Here is an 18,076-nt window from a genome sequence, read left to right as displayed (position 1 = left end):
TTATTTTATAAGTACCATCTTCTTAGTATCAACAAAAGTTCTTCCGTTGCCAACGGCTCTTATCTGGTAAATGTAAGTACCGGATGTAAGATTAACGGCGTTAAAGTTTGCTTTTTGATATCCAGCTTCAACCGTTCCTTTAACTAGCGTTGTTACTAATTCACCAATAGCTGTGTATATAGAAATTGTAACCTCTGCTTTTTCCGGAAGAGAATATTCAATCGTTGTACTTGGATTGAACGGATTTGGATAGTTCTGGTAAAGCGTATAATCATTAGGAGCATTTACATCAACTTCAATTATCGGCGAGTAATCAAATGTTCCATCAAGATCAACTTGTTTTAATCTGTATGAGTATTTACCAACCTTTAAACCTTTATCCATAAATGAATAATTATTTCTTTCGGTTGATGTTCCTTTGCCTGAAACAAATGAAACACTAGTCCACTCATTAGTTCCATTAAGTTTTCTTTCAATCTGGAACCCACTGTTATTAGTTTCTGTAGCGGTTGCCCAGTTAAGTGTAACATTGTTTCTGTCGTTCTTTGCAACAAAAGATGTTAGCTCAACAGGTATTACTGAAATTTCCATAGTAACAGGAACAGTAACAGTAGCGTTAACAGGATCGTTACTTGTAACCACTAAATCCATTCCATAGTTACCAGCTGGATAATCTTCAGCACGGAATGTTAATTCAACAGCTACTGAGCTGCCGTTAAATAATGTACCGCTGTTAACATTGTTTGATAACCAATCCGGCTCTGAAGCAAATAGTACTGCAAGATTATTTGCAACATAATTTGCATTGTAAGCTACCTGTAGACCATCATTGCCTGCTGCATTTTCAATTCCAACCGTTGCAGAATTTAATGTTGCATTCATATTATTATAATAGAACATTATTCTTCCGTTAGCGTAAAGCACAATCTGGAATGTTAACGAACCAGTATTGGAATATTTATGCCATCCGGTAAACTGAACGATAAATTTGTTACCATCCTGTTTGTAATGCACAGTTCCTGATGAAACTCCATCAAGATCATCCCAGAAAGGGGCTATGTATTCGTTAGGAACAGCAGAATTTGGAATACCAGCATTAGTAAAAATATTTGTGCTTATTGTTCCAAAGGTCAACAAACCATTTGAACTAACATAAACTTCTGTTTTATTAACCCCGTAATATTTAAAGTTAAATCCTAAAGGAAATGGTCCGGCATATCCTTCATCTTTAGGATCAAAAGTCCCTGTAGCGACCCAAGTTGTGGCTAATGTTCCGGTGGTAGAAATATCATCCCAAACATACTGAGGACCATTTGGTTCATTGCTATCAATCCATTTATAACCAAATAAATCTGGTCCACCCTGTCCATCGATACTTAATCCGCGGACATCAATAGGGTTTTCTTTTGTAGATAGTTCATTTTGTCCATCAGAAGTATTCTGATTAGGGATTACCCTAGCACCTATCATTCCCTCTGGGAAAGTATTGTTCTCAAGAGCAACAGAAAAATCCAATGTGGATGGATTTACAGAAATATTTGAAACAGTTACTGTGTCAACAACAACTTCCATTGAATTGAGAATATGGTGCAAACTTAATGGCGCGACTGATACTTGAGGTGCTGCCAAGGTTGTTCCTGTTGCACTGTTTGATAATGGCGACCAATTGCCCCACACATCTTTTGATTTTATTGAGAAGTAATACGGTGTAGCAAAATTCAATCCTTCAACAAGATATGATTCTGATCCGCCCGCTGTATCAGGAATAGTTGTAAAAGGTAGCTGCATTGCATTATAAAATGTTGTTGAATCATTAATGACTGATGTAGAATAACGAATATCAAATCCGGTAACACCATTCATTGATGAGTCATAAGGAACTGTCCATTGTAGTGTTAAACTATTCGAAGTAGGATTGCTGGCAGATAAATCTACAATTGGATCAGGAGCCGTTGAATCAGCGGTTCCTAAACTTAAGAATGCTGCATAAACATCAATCAATCCCATTCCGTAATTATTATCTTCACCAGGGGCGCCTAAATCAACAGCTGTGTTGTACAAAGCTTCTAAAATTTGTTTGCCTGTTAGTGTTGGAGCAAATTGTTTTAGTAATGCAACTGCACCTGCAACGTGTGGCGAGGCCATTGATGTTCCACTTAACACGGTATACCCTGTTGCGGAACCGGACGAACGTACGTTAACTCCGGGTGCTGAAACTTCCGGTTTTATTAACAAAGAACCCGTACCGCCGCAAGTTGATGGGCCCCGGCTTGAAAAACTAGCAATTGGATTTGTGTTACCACCAAGATATGAAGCACCATCGATAGCGGCTGTACACATTACGTTAACATTGTTCGTATTAATGTTTTTGGGTTTTGTTATTGTTGATGTTCCTGGTCCGCTGTTGCCTGCAGAGAAAACCACGGCAATACCTGCAGCTTCAACTGCATCTAAAGTTGTTTTATAAATTCCGGAACATTCGGTAGTTACATCAGGATCGTACCAGCTATTGCTTATTACATCGGGCATATCTGTAATTGTTAAAGGATTTCCATCCGGATCAATTGCCCATTGAAACGCTGCAACAGAGTTAGATGTGTGTGGACTTGAGCAAATTGTTTTTGCAGCAATCCATTCAGCATCGGGCGCAACACCTACTGTATCGCCTGTTGTGGGTGAATATCCAACCATTGTTCCCATTGTGTGGCTGCCGTGTCCATCGCAATCACTTGGAACTGTAGTTCCGCTGACAGGATCGAACCATGCCTGATTACTTGGAACGTGATTTCCTCTCCATTTAAAATTTAATGCTGGATGGTTTGGATGAACACCGGTATCAATATCCATTACTAATCTTCCCTGTCCGGTAATTCCCTGCGCCCATAACAAATGTGCGTTAATAATTTTAAACCCGGTTCTACAGATTCGGTACCCTCAACATAATCTTCAACTTTTTCAGGTCTGTCTAATTCCAAAAAAGCATCTAGATCCAGCTCAGCAACATCTAATCTTGTCATCAATTCGTTAATTATTTTAGGCTTTGCTTCAACCACAAACATATTAGAAATCCAGAAAGCCTGGTAAGTATAAACGTCTGCTGATTCAGAATTTGCATCAAAATATGATTTTAATCCACCCTGGGTATTTTCAGCGTTTTGTTTAAGAGCCGTAATTACTTTATATGCTCTTTGCTGCAAAGTAGATTTTTGGCTGTATAATTGTTGATCTAGTGAGGCTAAATCAACCTGGGATCTAAGGAGAACCAGAATCTTAATATAATCATTCTGGTTTGCCTTAGTTAAGGCTTGCTGCAATCTTGAACTTACCTCCACCTGTGAAAAGGTAAGGGAGACCGTAAGTGTCAAGAAAAAGAATAGTAATAGTTTTTTCAATGTATCACTCCTTTGTGTTTGATGTTCAAATTTACCAAGTAATTATTAATGCTTCAACTTTGAATGGAAATTAATTAAGAATAAAAAGAATAAAATTGTTGGGTTCATCTGAGTTAATAATTGCTTTTTTGGATTTAGAAATATAGTTTTAGAATGGTAAAATGATTAACAACTATTATATCTGAAAAAGTGGATACAGAATTTACGGACATTCAATTATTTCAACGAATCACTAATCGGGATTCCAAAGCATTAGAAACTTTGTATGACCGTTATAGCCCCGTTTTATACACTTTAGTTAAGCGTATTGTTGTTCAAAAGGAAATTGCTGAGGAAATCCTTGCTGATATTTTTGTGATTATTTGGCAAAAGAGTTCAATGTTTGATATTAATTCTGGTAATTTGTTTACCTGGCTGATAACGCTTACTAGAAATAAAGCGTTGGATTTCGTCAAACGTAAAAAATTCTTGATTACTGATGAATATAATGATGATTATGAAAACGATGTTATCATCCCTAATCTCTCTTTGATTATTCCCGCTAATGACTTAGATAAGACTTTTAATAATCGGGAAAATATTTTTGCTGCAGTCCATAACCTTACAGAAGCACAACAGTACGTTCTTTCCTTAGCATACTATGATGGTTTATCAGAATCAGATATAGCAACTAAATTGAATATCCCACTGTTAACTGTAAAATCAAAAATAAGAGTGGCACTTAACAGCGTAAAAGAAATTCTTGCAAAAGAGGGAATCCAATGATTGATGAGCAAAAAATTATTGGAATGCTTCAGACAAAAGCTCTTGGTTGTATAGATGAGAACGAGAATAAAGAATTACAGGAGTTTATAGATGCCGGGCATCTTTTCCCTTGGGATGAATTAGGCAAGTTTCAAAACATTGCCTCACTTTTGCCCCTTGCATTGGAATTAGAGTTGCCAGATTCTGAACTCAAAGATCGCGTTGCTTTAAAACTGATAAAACTAAGCGAACAGCTGCGAACAAGTAAAATAATAGAAGAAGACAAATTTGAGATAGAAGAAGATGTTGAAGAACTGGTAAATGATTATACAAATATAGATGAACCTTTTGTTGAACCACCAATTGAGATTGAGACTGAAGAAACAACCATAGTTAAAGATAATTTATTAACAGAATTAGCTCCAGATGAAATAACATTTAATCTGGATGAAGTTAAATTACATGGTTTTGATGAGAGTGAAGTCTCAGAAAATAATTTAAATGAAAATGCAGAGATAGAATCACCCTTTGAGACTTTAATTGATGAAAGTCAAATTGAATATCCAAAAGTTGATGAAGTTGTTTTGCCTAGCTTTGCTGAAAGTGAAATATCAGAACATATTTTACAAGAAGATGAAATCATTGAATCACCTTTTGAAACTTTAGTCGACGAAAGCCAAATTGAATACCCGATAGCGGACGAAGCAGCTGCTAACTATGATTTACCAACAAAAGGAACACCTGAAACTATTGTTAATGAAATATCTTTAAATGAAGAATCTACAGTAACTAAAATTGTTGAAGATTCAGAAGATGCAAGTAAACAAATTGATTTTAACAAAAGAAGCGTTGCCGAAAAAATGTTCAAGGCAATTGAGCAAGACTTTGACTCATTAAAATTTCAATATGAGGTGAGTGAAAGAAAGATTATGCGCGGACTTTTAATTGCATATATAGTAATTGCGATTCTGCTTGCAACACTTGTTTTTTCATTTTTTAAGTTTAGTTCTGATATCAATGGACTTAATAATGATATAAAAAATTTAAAAGCAAAAAACTTCTTCCTCGTTGTATGATGAACACAAAACTAGTTTCATTCATACCTTTTATTCTTGAAATTTCTTGTTGTTAAAATAATTATCCCACCTAAAAATAAAAAAATTACCCAGTAATCTTTAAATATATTATACACTGCGGATAAATATAAATCCACAGTTGCTGTCCCCCGCAAAATCAATAACCAAACACCCGCAAATAAACATAAAGCAGAAAATAGAATCGAAAGACCGCTCAGTTTAATTAATACGGTTGAGATTAATAAACTCAATCCCACTACAATTAACACTGATGGGACAAAGACAGTTCCAAAATTCCATATCTCAAATTTTGAAAATACAAAAAGAATTGTACCGATAAGAAACAGCACAGAACCAAAAAATACGCCCACTCTATAATGTTTAACATAGGATGAGTAGAAAAAACTTATTCCAAACAACATAAATACATTAGCACCAATATTTATCACATTAATTGAAACAACTCCTAACAAACTTAAAAATGTAACAACGATAAATATTATTAATATAGAAAGATTAACCACGCGAAAACTTATCACAGAATTCTTTGCCCCATGCTTGATGCAATTAGATCGGCAGCAAAAACAGCGCTACTGTTACGTATATCTAATATGGGGTTTACTTCAGCAACCTCAAGTGAATTCATACATCCACATTCTGCGATTGATTCCATGATAGAATGTGCTTCTCTGTAATTTAATCCACCTGGTACCGGAGTCCCAACGCCGGGCGCAAAATTTGGATCCACACTGTCAACATCAAAACTTACATGAATGTGATCTACTTTTTCTTTAAACTGTTTTAAAACACGACTTATAATTCTATGAACGCCTAGCTTATCAACATCGCTCATTGTGTATACGTTTAGCCCTAACTTTTTAATGTTTAATCTTTCTTGCGGATCAATACTTCTTGCAGCAATAACAGCACAATTCTCTGGTTTTAATTTTGGTGAAAATCCATATAAGTTAACAAGCTCATTATAACCCAATCCCATCGAAGCAGCTAGTGGCATTCCGTGGATGTTTCCGGTTGGAGTTGTTTCATCTGTATTCATATCGGTATGAGCATCAATCCAAATTACACCAAGTGTTAATTTGTTTTTTTTACAGTAAGATGAAATTCCGGCAATTGTACCAAGAGCCATTGAATGATCGCCGCCAATGCAAAGCGGGAATTTTTTTTGTTCCAAAACTTTTTCAACTCGTGCTGCAAGCATTTTAGAAGTTTTAAGAATCTCATCTAAATATTTTAGTTTTGGGTTTGATACTTTCTGTCGTTCCATTATTTCGATATTGATATCACCGATATCCTCTACATTATATCCAAGCTGCTCAAGTTTGCTTTCCAGCCCTGCGATTCTAAGTGCGGAAGGGCCCATATCAACACCGCGTCTTCCAGAACCAAGATCAATGGGAAATCCGATCACTGTAACTGTTTGTTGTTTTTCTTTATTCATAATACACTTTTAAATAATGTAAAATCATTTTTATTAAGTTAAAGAGAATGGGCTTAATATTCCATTAAGTTATTTGCCCAATGATATACTAAATTGAGTTTGAAATTTCTCATCGGGTAAATCTAGTTGAGTTACTGAATAAACCTTTTATCAATATCTTAGCGCTGAGGGTCTGAGATATAGCGATAGGTTGCGGAGCAGAAGAAGGCGAGCTATTATTTTCCCGTCAAATTAGTCGTTAAAAGTTAATAGAGTAAAATTATTTTATTCCAAAAATTCCTCCTGCAGGTAATTCTTTACTACTCATTTTACAAAACAACTCAAAAAATCATTTTTCAAAATCAAAATAATTGTATAAAAATTGCTGTAATTATGGCTCTAACTAGATAGCAAAAAATCATAAACAATATCAACTAACATAGGAGGCAAAATGCTTCGAAAAATATTTTTAATTCTTGTAGCGTTTATTTTTATAACCGCAGAATTAGCTGCTCAAAAAACTCCGCCATTAGCAGCAAATCCAAAATTTTCATTTGGGGTTATGGTTGGCTATACAGATAATTTTGGAGCAAATCTTTCAGGAATGATTTCAGAATTTTCTTACGATATTCCGATGGCAATAAAATTTAGTGCCGGATATAATGTTCGTGATGCAGGCAATCCATTAGATGCAAGAAAAGTTTTCATTAATGATAACACTAATGGTGATCCTGATAAATCAGGTCATTCGATAGATTTAAGATTAGATTTTGCTTTTCCAGTAAATCTTTTTTCTATACGAAAATCATACTTGACTGTTGGACCTCGATACTCAATGCACACTTCTACTTTTGATTTTATCGGCGGTAATGAATTTTTTGATATTTCAACATCTCAATTTGGTTTGGGCGCCGGCTTAGAAACATATTTTGGTATCAGTCCAACTCTTAGTTTTGTTTTTGCAGGTGGATTTGATTATTACTTTGATGCTCAAGTTGGCGGACACGATTCCTTCTATAATCCTGATGGAACTGATGTTAGCGGAAGAGAAGGGTTTACTTATCAGGATGCGGCAAAATCAATCAATGCCCCAAAGTATGAATTTAGATTACTTGCTGGTTTAAGTTTCGGTTTGTAAAAAAAATAAAGGGCGAGTTCGTGACTCGCCCATACGATTTAACTATCTTAATAAAATCATTTTTTTTGTTTCAACAAAATTGCCAGCCTGCAGTTTATAAAAATATACTCCGCTGGCAAGTGAAGCTGCATTAAAGTCAATCTCATAAATACCCGCTGGTTTTACTTCATTAACAAGCATTGCAACTTCTTTTCCTAAAACATTATAAACTATTAATTGCACATTTTTCATACTGCTTATCGCATATCGGATACTGGTAGTTGGATTAAATGGATTTGGATAATTCTGCTCAAGTGAAAATACTATTGGTAAAGTAAAATCAACCTCGATAATGTTTGAGTATTCAAACGAACCATCAAAATCAATTTGTTTTAATCTGTAATTAGATTTTCCTTCAACAGGATTTTTATCAAAGAAAGAATAAGTATGTACTTCAGTTGAAGTTCCGTTGCCTGTAATAAATCCAATCTTTTCCCAAGCATTTGGCATTTGACTATTAACGTTTGCCATCCTTTCAATTTCAAATCCAGAATTATTTAACTCAGTTGCAGTAGTCCAATTTAGAGTGACATTTCCATAAACAACATTAGCCACAAAAGAAGTTAACTCAACTGGAATTTGTGCAGAGAACGGTACAAATTTAACAATTCCTAGTGCTGAGCTATCAACACCATGATAAATATGTTCCTCAATTAATGTTGAGTCGTAAACTCGCCAATCATTGTTCTGTGCATAAATCGGATCAAGTGTGTTATTATAAAGATCATAAACATTTGCGCCTTGAATATTTCCATATATAATGTTTAACCCATCATCAGTTGTATCTGCATTTTCAATATTCCCAAGATTTGGATTTGCACCAGGCTGTCCGGAAATTCCAACTTGAATTGTTATTCCCCACCAGTTTCCATAAATAGTATTTCGGGCTATAATCGGAGCAACTACAGCAGTACCATATGTATTTATTCCACTTCCGGCTACCATTATATCTGGATTAATATTGTTGTTGTAAATCAAATTATCATGTACATAACATGTTATTGGATAGCTGCCTGTCATCGCTATTCCATAGCTGTTATTATAAATTTCATTATAGGCAATTACTGATGAAGAAGCGGACCCACCAAGTAATGTTGAAATACTAATTCCACCTGTTTTATTAAACATACCACCATGAATTGTGTTGTGCAAAATTGTTGGTGAATTGTCTCCTTGAGTTCCAATCGAAATTTGATTTTTTGGACTTGTGTTTTGCGTATTGTTATTAACCAATTCATTCCATTCAATTAATGGAGAGCTTCCTGTGGTTACATAAATTCCATACTCATAAGTCCTTTCTACTTTGTTATGAGATACTACAGGGTTTGAGCCGCTCTGAAGATAAACACTTCTTCTACACTTCCATAAATATGAATTTGATAGTGTAGGGCTTGCACCCGAACATCTTAAGCCGTAATAAGCATATTCAATTCTGGCATAACTGATTATGCAAGCCGTATCAACGGAAGAATCAAGAAAATAAAAACCATTGTAAGCTGCACCTGTTGAATCTTGATTTAACGAAGAAAAGATGATTGGATCTGTAGGTGTTCCAACTGCTAAGAACTTTCCATTAACATCAAACCCACTAGTTGAACCTGAAAATAAAACGGTTGTTCCAGGATTAATATAAACTCGATCATTTACAGCAACAGTGATTTTATTATTAATAGCATAATTGGGAAAGGTGCCCGCCACAACTCCACCGGAGTTTGTAACAAGATCATCAAGATTCCAGTTTACACCTGTATTAGGGGTTGTGTATTGAGCAAAAATTTGAAAAGAAAGCATTGCAAAAAGTATAAAAAAATGTTTCATCGTAAGCTCCGGTTTTTTGTAAATAAATGGTAACAGAAATTAATCATTATTAATTGTCTGAACAATTTTAATTTATATTTGTTAATTCAAATTTATTTAAAACAATCAAGAGTTGATAAATATAATTCATATATAATAATTAATTAACTATTTTTATTTGCAAATTGAAATAATAACACGAAACTTAAAGATAAAAGATGCTTCATCACTAAACACTCATTTAACAAAAGGTGAAATTATGAAACGAATTTACTTACTTGTTACTACCCTTTCAGTTTTAATCTCTCTATTAAACATTTCAAACTCAGCACAAACAAGATCAAGTTTTGTCGCAGATCTTGATGATCTTGCGTTAACTTCAGATATAATGGTTGAATCAAACACTTACAGCAAAATGTATGATCCCGGGTTTACAGTTTATACAGGTTTTCCACAGCAGGGGCTATACTCTGTTATCGCACCAAAAACAGGGTCTATTTATTGTAATCTTGATAGCGATCCTGAAATGGAAATTCTTTTTGGCGCAGGAGAAACTTTGTATGCAGTTAATTTAGATGGCAGCGCTGTTACCGGCTGGCCAAAAACTTTCACCCAATATTATGAAGCTGTATGGACGGTCTCTTTTGGAGATATTGATAATGACGGGCAAGGGGAAATTGTTGCAGGAATCGGCGGACCGCTTGGTGGTCATATTCAAGCATTTGAAAAAGACGGTTCAGTTGTTACCGGATTTCCTGTTAATGTTGGTAAATATCCAATGAGCGCTACGCTTTCGGATTTAGATGGTAATGGTTCGATGGAGATAATACTGGGAACAAGAACCGGGTGGGCTTATGTCTACAAAGGCGATGGAACTGTTTATCCCGGTTGGCCCATACCAATGGATAGATATGTTGGCTCATCTGCATCTGCCGGTGATGTAAATAATGACGGAGTTATGGATGTTGTAATGGAATCACGAAATCTTTTATACGTTTGGAACAAAGATGGGCAAATACTACCTGGATTTCCATATGCGATTGTAGACTCACTTGTTGGATCAAACTCTTATTCTGCACCTGTACTTGCCGATCTAACAGGAGATGGTAAAAAAGAAATTCTTTTTTGCTCACACTCTTCCGCAACTGATTCCGGAGGAATTACTTATGCGGTTAAATATGATGGCACAAGTTTGCCCGGCTGGCCAAAGTTTGTTCCCAACTGGATTTACGGTGCTCCTATTGTTGCAGATATTGATGGAGATTCTCAACTTGAAGTAGTTATCGGAGAATACGGATCATCACCAACACCCTCTTTTTCCGTATTTGCTTATAATGTTGATGGAAGTTTAGTTAGTAATTTTCCAATGGGACCATATCATGGATCAGCAAATCAAATTACTGTTGCAGATATTGATAACGACAATGAGCTTGAAATAATATTTGATGAAAATGTTACAGAAAGTGGATTGGGTAGATATCGTGCATTAAATATGGATGGGACTCAAGTAACGGGCTGGCCACTTGAATTAATGCAGAACACAAGTTTTCAACAGCCGCTTTTAGGAGATTTAAATAATGATGGCACACTTGATATGGTTGGCGGAAGTTTTAATTTCGATATAAACAATAAGCAAGTATTTCTATACGTTTGGAATACCGGACTGCCTTACAATCCAACAAAAATTGTAAATGCTATGTACCAGTTCAATCCGCAGCATACAGGCATTTATGTTGATCCCACAACCGTTCCGGTAGAACTTGAATCTTTCACGTCATCAGTATCTGATAATAATGTAACATTAAATTGGATTACTGCTACCGAATTGAACAACCTGGGTTTTGAAATTCTTCGCTCAAATTTTGATGATGATAATTGGAAAAAGATTGCGTTTGTTGATGGCAATGGTACAACAACAGAAAAACAGGTTTACTCAATTACAGATCAAAATTTATCTGCCGGAAAATATAATTACAGATTAGAGCAAATTGATTTTGATGGAACAAGAACAATTGCAGGTAATATAACTGTAAATGTTGGTGCGGTTGTAAATGATTTTGTACTCGAACAAAATTATCCTAATCCTTTCAACCCCTCAACAATAATAAAGTATAATATTCCGGAACAAAGCACCGTGCGGTTAAGTGTTGTAAATATTCTTGGTGAAGTTGTTGCTGAGCTTTTTAATGAAGTTCAGTCAGAAGGAAATCATACAAAATTATTTAATGCATCTAATTTATCTTCAGGAATTTATTTTGCTCTATTAAATACTACTTCAATCACTACAGGAGAAGTAAACTCTCAAAAGATTAAAATGGTTTATCTGAAATAAGTTTTTCTAAATATTAGAATAGTAAAAAACCCGATTAGTTGTTAATTGGGTTTTTTATTTTTAATACTTTTCATTTGATAATTCTTTCCGCATTAAGTGTTCCAATCAATCTTATTTTATAAATTAATAGCGGCGTATAAAAATTCTTTCTAAAAGGAGCAATAATGAAAACCCATATTAAAAATGTAATTAAAAGAACCGGAGCTGTTGTTCCATTCAACCAAGAACGTATTGCAAATGCTATTTACCGCGCAGCAGTTGCCGTTGGTGGGAGAGATAAATCCACTGCTCAAAAATTGTCTGAACAAGTTGTTGAAATATTAAATAAAAATTTTCCCGAAGGAACTACGCCCCATATTGAAGATGTACAGGATGTTGTTGAAAAAGTTTTAATTGAAAATGGACACGCAAAAGTTGCAAAAGAATATATTATCTACCGGGAAGAAGCCGCTAATAGAAGAGATGCCGAAGGTCGATATGCATCAAAGATAAATGAAAATGTTCCATGGCAAAAAATATGGCGTAATTTAGATTGGGCAGTTTCTCACAATCTTCATACGGTTGATCATTTGAATGAGCGAATTTCAAAGGGAGATTTTCCACACATCGTACACGAATCTGAAGCACTTTATGAAGATGATGTTGAAGTAGCAGCAAATCTAATTATTGAACGACTTGACAACCTTAGAATGGTTATGATCAGCGGACCATCTTCTTCAGGTAAAACGACAACAACAATTAAGCTTGAGCAAAAATTAATTAAAAAAGGATTCAAGTTTAAAGCGTTAAATGTTGATCACTACTTTTTCGATTTAGAGTTTCATCCAAAAGATGAATTTGGTGATTATGATTTTGAAACTCCGCAAGCATTAGATTTAGAATTAATAAACGAACATCTTGTTAAATTAAGCAACGGCGAAGAAGTGATGGTTCCGTTTTATGATTTTAAAACAGGAACACGTAAATTAAATGCAACCCCAATGAAACTTGCAAATGATGAATTACTTTTAATTGATAGTTTACACGGACTTTATCCAGCTTTCAGTAAGGACATCTCAATTGATGTAAAGTTTAAACTATATCTTGAGCCGCTTTTACAAATGAAAGGTAAAGATGGAAGATATATTCGCTGGACAGACTTAAGACTTATTCGCAGAATGTTACGTGATTCAGTTTTTCGTGCTTACAAACCACAGCAGACTTTAGAGCATTGGCATTATGTGCGTGGTAGCGAACTAAGAAATATAATCCCATATTCAAACACGGCAGATTTTGTAATCAGCAGCGGGATGCCGTACGAAGTTCCAATCTATGCAAACAGAATGCTTAAGCTTTTTGAAGAATGGAAAGAAAAATACAATGACGATCCTCTTAAAGCTGATGCATTTGAAAGATCTGAACGAGTTTATAATGTTTTAAAAACAATCACCCCCGTTGCAGATGAATCTTCTGTTCCCGGAGATAGTGTTTTGCGTGAGTTTATTGGCGGAAGCACAAACCAATATCACTAATATGGTATATCATTATAGATTTTTAGCCAATTGTTGATTTATTTAAAGACATATTTAACATAAAAAGCTTTGATTTTGATGGCTTTTCAGCATTAGCCAGTTGGAATAGTAATTGATATTTCTTATCATTTAATAAATATTAAATATAGAGTTATTCTAGAACAGAGTTATTTATGAATAGATTTTTTAAGATTTTTTCTACTGTTTTTGTCATTGCTATCCTCAGTTCATCGCAAATTAATGTTGCATCTGCCCAAGCAAAATCCAACAGCGCAAAAAAATCTAATCAAACAAAATATATCACTTATCAAAAAAGTTCATCCTTAAAAAGCTCGGCAAATGGTGTTGATTTTAGCAATCAAAACTATAAATATAATTCTGGTAATGATGAAAAAAATATTAAAAAAGATTTTAATGGATACACTCGCAGAGAAAAAACAACCCGCGTAAATGAAAATAATTTTTCAGAAAATTATTTCAGAATTGAGAAATCAAAGAACAGTTTGTGGGATGGGAAACATTGGGATGAGTCTAGTTTTCCATTAAAGATTTTTGTAAAGGAATCTTCATCGCTCTACTATAAATCTGATTATAAAGATTATGTAAAATACGCAATGGATGTTTGGCGCAAAGCCGATGATCGAATTCAATACAAGTTTGTTAAATCAATTGATGATGCAGATATCGCCGTAATATTTGTAGAAAACCTTGGTGACAAGTACGAAGAAAATTACCTTGGGTTAACTGATTACGACTCTAATAAAAACAAACAAATAGAGTTTTCTAAAATTCAAATCAGTTTAATAAAAAACGGCAATGAAAAAATTTCCGCTGGAGAAATTAAAGCTACTATCGTTCACGAGTTTGGGCACGCTCTTGGACTTGGGCATAGTGATCGCGAAAAAGATTTAATGTATCCATACATTTCACCAAACCACATTCCCGAATTAACGTACGATGAATTATCAGTCGGCGATAAATTAGCCATTAAAGATGTTATAAATTTAAGCTTTGATAATAAATACGTTTGGAAATAGTGGGCGCACTTAGGTTCTTTACTCATCAAATAGATTCAAGAATAAAAAATAAATTTTCTGATCCTCAACTTTTTATCCAACTATTAATTAAGTTAATACCATAATTGTTTTTAGTTCCTAAAAAAACTAATCTTAGGAGGAACAATGGCTCGCTTACTTATACTTGGTGCTGGCATTGCAGGACAAACCGCAGCCCTTCATGCAAAAAACAAACTTGGCAGCAAACACGAAGTTGTTGTTGTCTCACCTAACAGTAAATGGAATTGGATTCCTTCTAACATTTGGGTTGGAGTTGGAAAGATGAAACCGGAACAGGTTACTTTTCCATTAGCACCTGTTTATAAAAAAACTGGAATAACGTTTCATCAAGCAAAAGCTTTAAGTATTCATCCCGAGGGTGATGCCAGTTCATCAAATCATTACGTAACTATCGAATATACTAATCCAGAAAAAGTTGGTAAGAAAGAAAAAATTACTTACGATTATCTTATCAATGCAACAGGACCAAAATTAAAATTTGAAGCCACTAAAGGATTAGGTCCACATCTTAATAGTTATTCTGTTTGCACATTTGATCATGCCGCTCAAACATCAAAAGCTCTGGACGAACTTACAGAACAAATGAAAAAAGGGGCAAAGAAAACAATTGTAATTGGAACAGGACATGGGAACTGCACTTGTCAGGGGGCTGCATTTGAATATCTGTTTAATGTTGAATATGAACTTAGAAGAAGAAATGTGAGAGATAAAGCAAACATAGTTTGGATATCAAATGAACAAGAGCTAGGTGATTTTGGTATTGGCGGAATGCATATTTCTCGTGGTGGTTATGTTACGCACTCAAGAGTTTTTACAGAATCTCTTTACACAGAAAGAGGAATTAATTGGATAACTCGTGCGCATGTAAAAGAAGTTGAGAAAAATAAATTAATTTATGAAAATCTTGCAGGTGAAGAAAAAACTCTTGATTTTGATTTTGCAATGTTACTTCCTCCATTTTCTGGTGTTGGAATGAAAGCATTTAATAAGTCAGGCGAAGAAATTACTTCAGATTTGTTTGCGCCAAATGGATTTATGATTGTTGATGGAGATTATTCAAAAAAGTCTTATGATGATTGGAGCCCTGCAGATTGGCCTTCAACTTATCAAACGCCAAAGTTCAAAAATATTTTTGCAGTTGGAATTGCTTTCGCTCCCCCTCATTCAATTTCAAAGCCGATGACAAGCCCGAACGGAACACCTATTTTTCCAACTCCGCCAAGAACTGGAATGCCATCAGGCGTTATGGCAAGGCAGGTTGCTTTAAATATTGTTGACATGATTAATGGAAAATCAAATCAACCGGAAAGAAAAGCATCGCTTGCAAATATGGGTGCAGCCTGCATTGCATCTGCTGGCGCGGGATTTTTTAATGGAACCGCTGTATCAATGACTATGTTTCCGATTATTCCTGACTTTAAGAAATATCCAGATACCGGAAGAGAGCTAAAGTATACTTCTGGTGAAATTGGACTTGCTGGACATTGGATTAAGCATTTTTTGCATCATGCGTTTATCTATAAAGCAAAGGCAAACCCATTTTGGCAAGTTGTCCCTGAATAAAAAATAGTTGAAAATAAATTTTTAGGATTTATTATGAATGAAAGAAAACCTTACGAACAAAATTATTATCCGCCTGTGCCAACAGGATTTACAAAAGGAATGAGAACTAACTTAATTTGGCAGTTTTTTAGATTTCTTGTTATCAATATTAAAATGCTAAGAATGGTTAGGAAGCACTAAATTTACTTTTTCTGCTCTGTAAAAAATTCACTATTAAATAAGGATTTTTACAACTTCCCCCTTAAAACCCGTTAAAAAAGTTTGTCAATTATTCATATTGATGTAAGTAATTAATTTATTATCTGTGAATTATTTACAACTAAGTTTGATTTAGTGGATTTATTTTGATATAATCTTTGTAAACATTCCTTCTATATCTATTAATCAGATAAATTATGAAAAAAATCGATCTAAAGACTCTTGAGAAAAAAATAAAAATCAGACAATTAGAAACAACTGATTTTGATGCACTTATCGAATTACAAAAACTATGTTTTCCCGGTATGCATACCTGGAAGAAGGAGCAGATTGAAAGCCAGTTAAAAATATTTCCCGAAGGTCAAATTTGCATTGTATTAAATAAGAAGTTAGTTGCATCATCCAGCAGTTTAATTATGGATATTGATCTATATGATGAAGCCGATAATTGGCAGACTCTTAGTGATTCTGGTTATATAACAAATCACGATCCCGATGCAGAAACACTATATGGAATTGAAATAATGGTGCATCCTGAATTTCGCTCTATGAAACTTGCACGAAGGCTATATGAAGCAAGAAAAGAGATCGTAAAAAAATATAATTTAAAGAATATTGTTATTGGTGGACGCATTCCAAATTATTTAAAATACCAGAAGAAAATGACTGCAAGGGAGTATGTTGAAAAAGTTATCAACAAGGAAATTGTTGATCCTGTACTTACCGCTCAATTAGCCAATGGATTTGTATTAAAAAGAATAATTCCAGCATATATGACAGGCGATCAGGAGTCCGCTGGTTTTGCTACTTTACTGGAATGGTCTAACATTGATTACGTACCTCCAATTGGGAAAAAAAATGTAACTTCAAAAAAAGCCAGAATATGTGCGGTCCAGTACATGCTTCGACCAATCAAAAGTTTTGATGATTTTGCTACACAATGTGAATACTTTACTGATGTGGCTTCGGGATATAAAAGTGATTTTGTTGTTTTCCCTGAAATCTTTACGCTTCAATTATTATCATTTCTTCCAAATGAAAGACCCGGTGTTGCTGTAAGGCATCTTGCAGAATATACTCCACAGTACTTGGAACTGTTTAATAAGTTATCCATCAAATACAATATTAATATTATTGGTGGCTCACACTTTACAAAAGAAGATGATGATTTATTCAACATCGCATACTTATTCAGAAGAGACGGTACAATGGAGAAGCAGTATAAAATTCATATAACTCCGAATGAAAGAAGATGGTGGGGAATAAAGCCAGGAAATAAAATAGAAGTTTTTGAAACAGACAGAGGAAAAATAAACATTCAAATTTGTTATGATGTTGAATTTCCTGAGTTAAGCAGAATTGCTGTTTCAAAAGGTGCAGAAATTATTTTCGTCCCATTCTGTACCGATGAACGTTATGGGTATTTAAGAGTTAGACAATGTTTACAGGCAAGATGTATAGAAAACGGAGTATATGGTGTTATGGCGGGTAATGTTGGAAACCTTCCTTTTGTTGAAAACATGGATATTCAATATGCTCAGTCAGGCATTTTTACCCCATCCGATTTTATGTTCTCTCGTGATGCAATAGCTGCTGAATGCACCCCAAACGTAGAAACAGTGGTAATCCACGATATTGATTTAGAGCTATTAAAAAGACATCGCTCGCAAGGTAGCACTTTAAACTGGTTTGATAGAAGACAAGATTTGTACGAAGTGGTCTTGAAGAAATGAATTAAATTAAAGTATGCTTAATCAGGTATAAATTTATAA

The 18,076-nt window shown here is 34.5% G+C and carries 14 protein-coding genes; 9 read left to right on the top strand and 5 right to left on the bottom strand.

Annotated elements, in window-relative coordinates:
* Together IPJ23_15580 and IPJ23_15575 are read right to left on the bottom strand one after the other, a co-directional pair.
* The gene (locus tag IPJ23_15580; protein MBK7632097.1) at positions 1-2,847 is read right to left on the bottom strand and encodes a S8 family serine peptidase; all 2,847 of its coding nucleotides are present in this window, start codon (positions 2,845-2,847) and stop codon (positions 1-3) included.
* 2 nt (positions 2,848-2,849) lie between these two features.
* Positions 2,850-3,392: a hypothetical protein gene (locus IPJ23_15575; GenBank protein MBK7632096.1), complete on the bottom strand. Its 543-nt coding sequence runs from the start codon at positions 3,390-3,392 to the stop codon at positions 2,850-2,852.
* Positions 3,393-3,581: 189 nt separating this feature from the next.
* Between IPJ23_15575 and IPJ23_15570 the strand changes: the two genes are divergently transcribed.
* Together IPJ23_15570 and IPJ23_15565 are read left to right on the top strand one after the other, a co-directional pair.
* Entirely contained in the window at positions 3,582-4,157 is a 576-nt protein-coding gene (locus IPJ23_15570; GenBank protein MBK7632095.1) for a sigma-70 family RNA polymerase sigma factor, read from the top strand.
* Positions 4,154-5,212, top strand: a complete 1,059-nt coding sequence (locus IPJ23_15565; protein ID MBK7632094.1) for a hypothetical protein — start codon at positions 4,154-4,156, stop codon at positions 5,210-5,212. The genes IPJ23_15570 and IPJ23_15565 overlap by 4 nt, the downstream gene beginning before the upstream one ends.
* Positions 5,213-5,229: 17 nt before the next feature.
* Here the strand turns inward: IPJ23_15565 and IPJ23_15560 are convergent, their stop codons facing one another.
* Positions 5,230-5,751 (bottom strand): hypothetical protein, encoded by a 522-nt coding sequence (locus tag IPJ23_15560; protein ID MBK7632093.1) that lies wholly within the window; start codon positions 5,749-5,751, stop codon positions 5,230-5,232.
* Positions 5,748-6,671: an arginase gene (gene rocF, locus IPJ23_15555; protein ID MBK7632092.1), complete on the bottom strand. Its 924-nt coding sequence runs from the start codon at positions 6,669-6,671 to the stop codon at positions 5,748-5,750. Before rocF ends, IPJ23_15560 begins: the two co-directional genes overlap by 4 nt.
* A gap of 430 nt (positions 6,672-7,101) precedes the next feature.
* Between rocF and IPJ23_15550 the strand changes: the two genes are divergently transcribed.
* Positions 7,102-7,788: a hypothetical protein gene (locus tag IPJ23_15550; protein ID MBK7632091.1), complete on the top strand. Its 687-nt coding sequence runs from the start codon at positions 7,102-7,104 to the stop codon at positions 7,786-7,788.
* A gap of 42 nt (positions 7,789-7,830) precedes the next feature.
* Here the strand turns inward: IPJ23_15550 and IPJ23_15545 are convergent, their stop codons facing one another.
* On the bottom strand, positions 7,831-9,645 hold the full coding sequence (locus IPJ23_15545) for a T9SS type A sorting domain-containing protein (GenBank protein ID MBK7632090.1): 1,815 nt from the start codon (positions 9,643-9,645) through the stop codon (positions 7,831-7,833).
* A 238-nt stretch (positions 9,646-9,883) separates the two neighbouring features.
* Between IPJ23_15545 and IPJ23_15540 the strand changes: the two genes are divergently transcribed.
* The 6 genes from IPJ23_15540 to IPJ23_15515 all read left to right on the top strand — a co-directional run bounded on the left by IPJ23_15540 (position 9,884) and on the right by IPJ23_15515 (position 18,037).
* On the top strand, positions 9,884-11,956 hold the full coding sequence (locus IPJ23_15540) for a T9SS type A sorting domain-containing protein (GenBank protein ID MBK7632089.1): 2,073 nt from the start codon (positions 9,884-9,886) through the stop codon (positions 11,954-11,956).
* 164 nt (positions 11,957-12,120) lie between these two features.
* On the top strand, positions 12,121-13,467 hold the full coding sequence (locus IPJ23_15535) for a response regulator SirA (protein MBK7632088.1): 1,347 nt from the start codon (positions 12,121-12,123) through the stop codon (positions 13,465-13,467).
* A gap of 173 nt (positions 13,468-13,640) precedes the next feature.
* Positions 13,641-14,504 (top strand): matrixin family metalloprotease, encoded by an 864-nt coding sequence (locus IPJ23_15530; GenBank protein MBK7632087.1) that lies wholly within the window; start codon positions 13,641-13,643, stop codon positions 14,502-14,504.
* A gap of 144 nt (positions 14,505-14,648) precedes the next feature.
* Positions 14,649-16,106, top strand: coding sequence for an FAD-dependent oxidoreductase (locus IPJ23_15525; GenBank protein MBK7632086.1), 1,458 nt, complete (start codon positions 14,649-14,651; stop codon positions 16,104-16,106).
* 33 nt (positions 16,107-16,139) lie between these two features.
* Positions 16,140-16,286, top strand: a complete 147-nt coding sequence (locus IPJ23_15520) for a hypothetical protein (protein MBK7632085.1) — start codon at positions 16,140-16,142, stop codon at positions 16,284-16,286.
* Between the two features lie 215 nt (positions 16,287-16,501).
* Positions 16,502-18,037, top strand: coding sequence for a GNAT family N-acetyltransferase (locus IPJ23_15515; protein MBK7632084.1), 1,536 nt, complete (start codon positions 16,502-16,504; stop codon positions 18,035-18,037).
* Positions 18,038-18,076 lie beyond the last annotated feature (39 nt).

The organism is Ignavibacteriales bacterium, from assembly GCA_016709765.1.
In the GTDB taxonomy this organism is placed as follows: domain Bacteria; phylum Bacteroidota; class Ignavibacteria; order Ignavibacteriales; family Ignavibacteriaceae; genus IGN3.
The sequence above is the reverse complement of the archived record's forward strand: the minus strand, read 5'-3'. Positions and strand labels throughout refer to the sequence as shown.

What these genes read in the sequence shown, in the direction of transcription:
- IPJ23_15580 (MBK7632097.1), bottom strand. Translation starts at nt 2,847, where the DNA reads ATGGATATTGATACCGGTGTTCATCCAAACCATCCAGCATTAAATTTT.
- IPJ23_15565 (MBK7632094.1), top strand. Translation starts at nt 4,154, where the DNA reads ATGATTGATGAGCAAAAAATTATTGGAATGCTTCAGACAAAAGCTCTT.
- rocF (MBK7632092.1), bottom strand. Translation starts at nt 6,671, where the DNA reads ATGAATAAAGAAAAACAACAAACAGTTACAGTGATCGGATTTCCCATT.
- IPJ23_15550 (MBK7632091.1), top strand. Translation starts at nt 7,102, where the DNA reads ATGCTTCGAAAAATATTTTTAATTCTTGTAGCGTTTATTTTTATAACC.
- IPJ23_15545 (MBK7632090.1), bottom strand. Translation starts at nt 9,645, where the DNA reads ATGAAACATTTTTTTATACTTTTTGCAATGCTTTCTTTTCAAATTTTT.
- IPJ23_15540 (MBK7632089.1), top strand. Translation starts at nt 9,884, where the DNA reads ATGAAACGAATTTACTTACTTGTTACTACCCTTTCAGTTTTAATCTCT.
- IPJ23_15535 (MBK7632088.1), top strand. Translation starts at nt 12,121, where the DNA reads ATGAAAACCCATATTAAAAATGTAATTAAAAGAACCGGAGCTGTTGTT.
- IPJ23_15530 (MBK7632087.1), top strand. Translation starts at nt 13,641, where the DNA reads ATGAATAGATTTTTTAAGATTTTTTCTACTGTTTTTGTCATTGCTATC.
- IPJ23_15525 (MBK7632086.1), top strand. Translation starts at nt 14,649, where the DNA reads ATGGCTCGCTTACTTATACTTGGTGCTGGCATTGCAGGACAAACCGCA.
- IPJ23_15520 (MBK7632085.1), top strand. Translation starts at nt 16,140, where the DNA reads ATGAATGAAAGAAAACCTTACGAACAAAATTATTATCCGCCTGTGCCA.
- IPJ23_15515 (MBK7632084.1), top strand. Translation starts at nt 16,502, where the DNA reads ATGAAAAAAATCGATCTAAAGACTCTTGAGAAAAAAATAAAAATCAGA.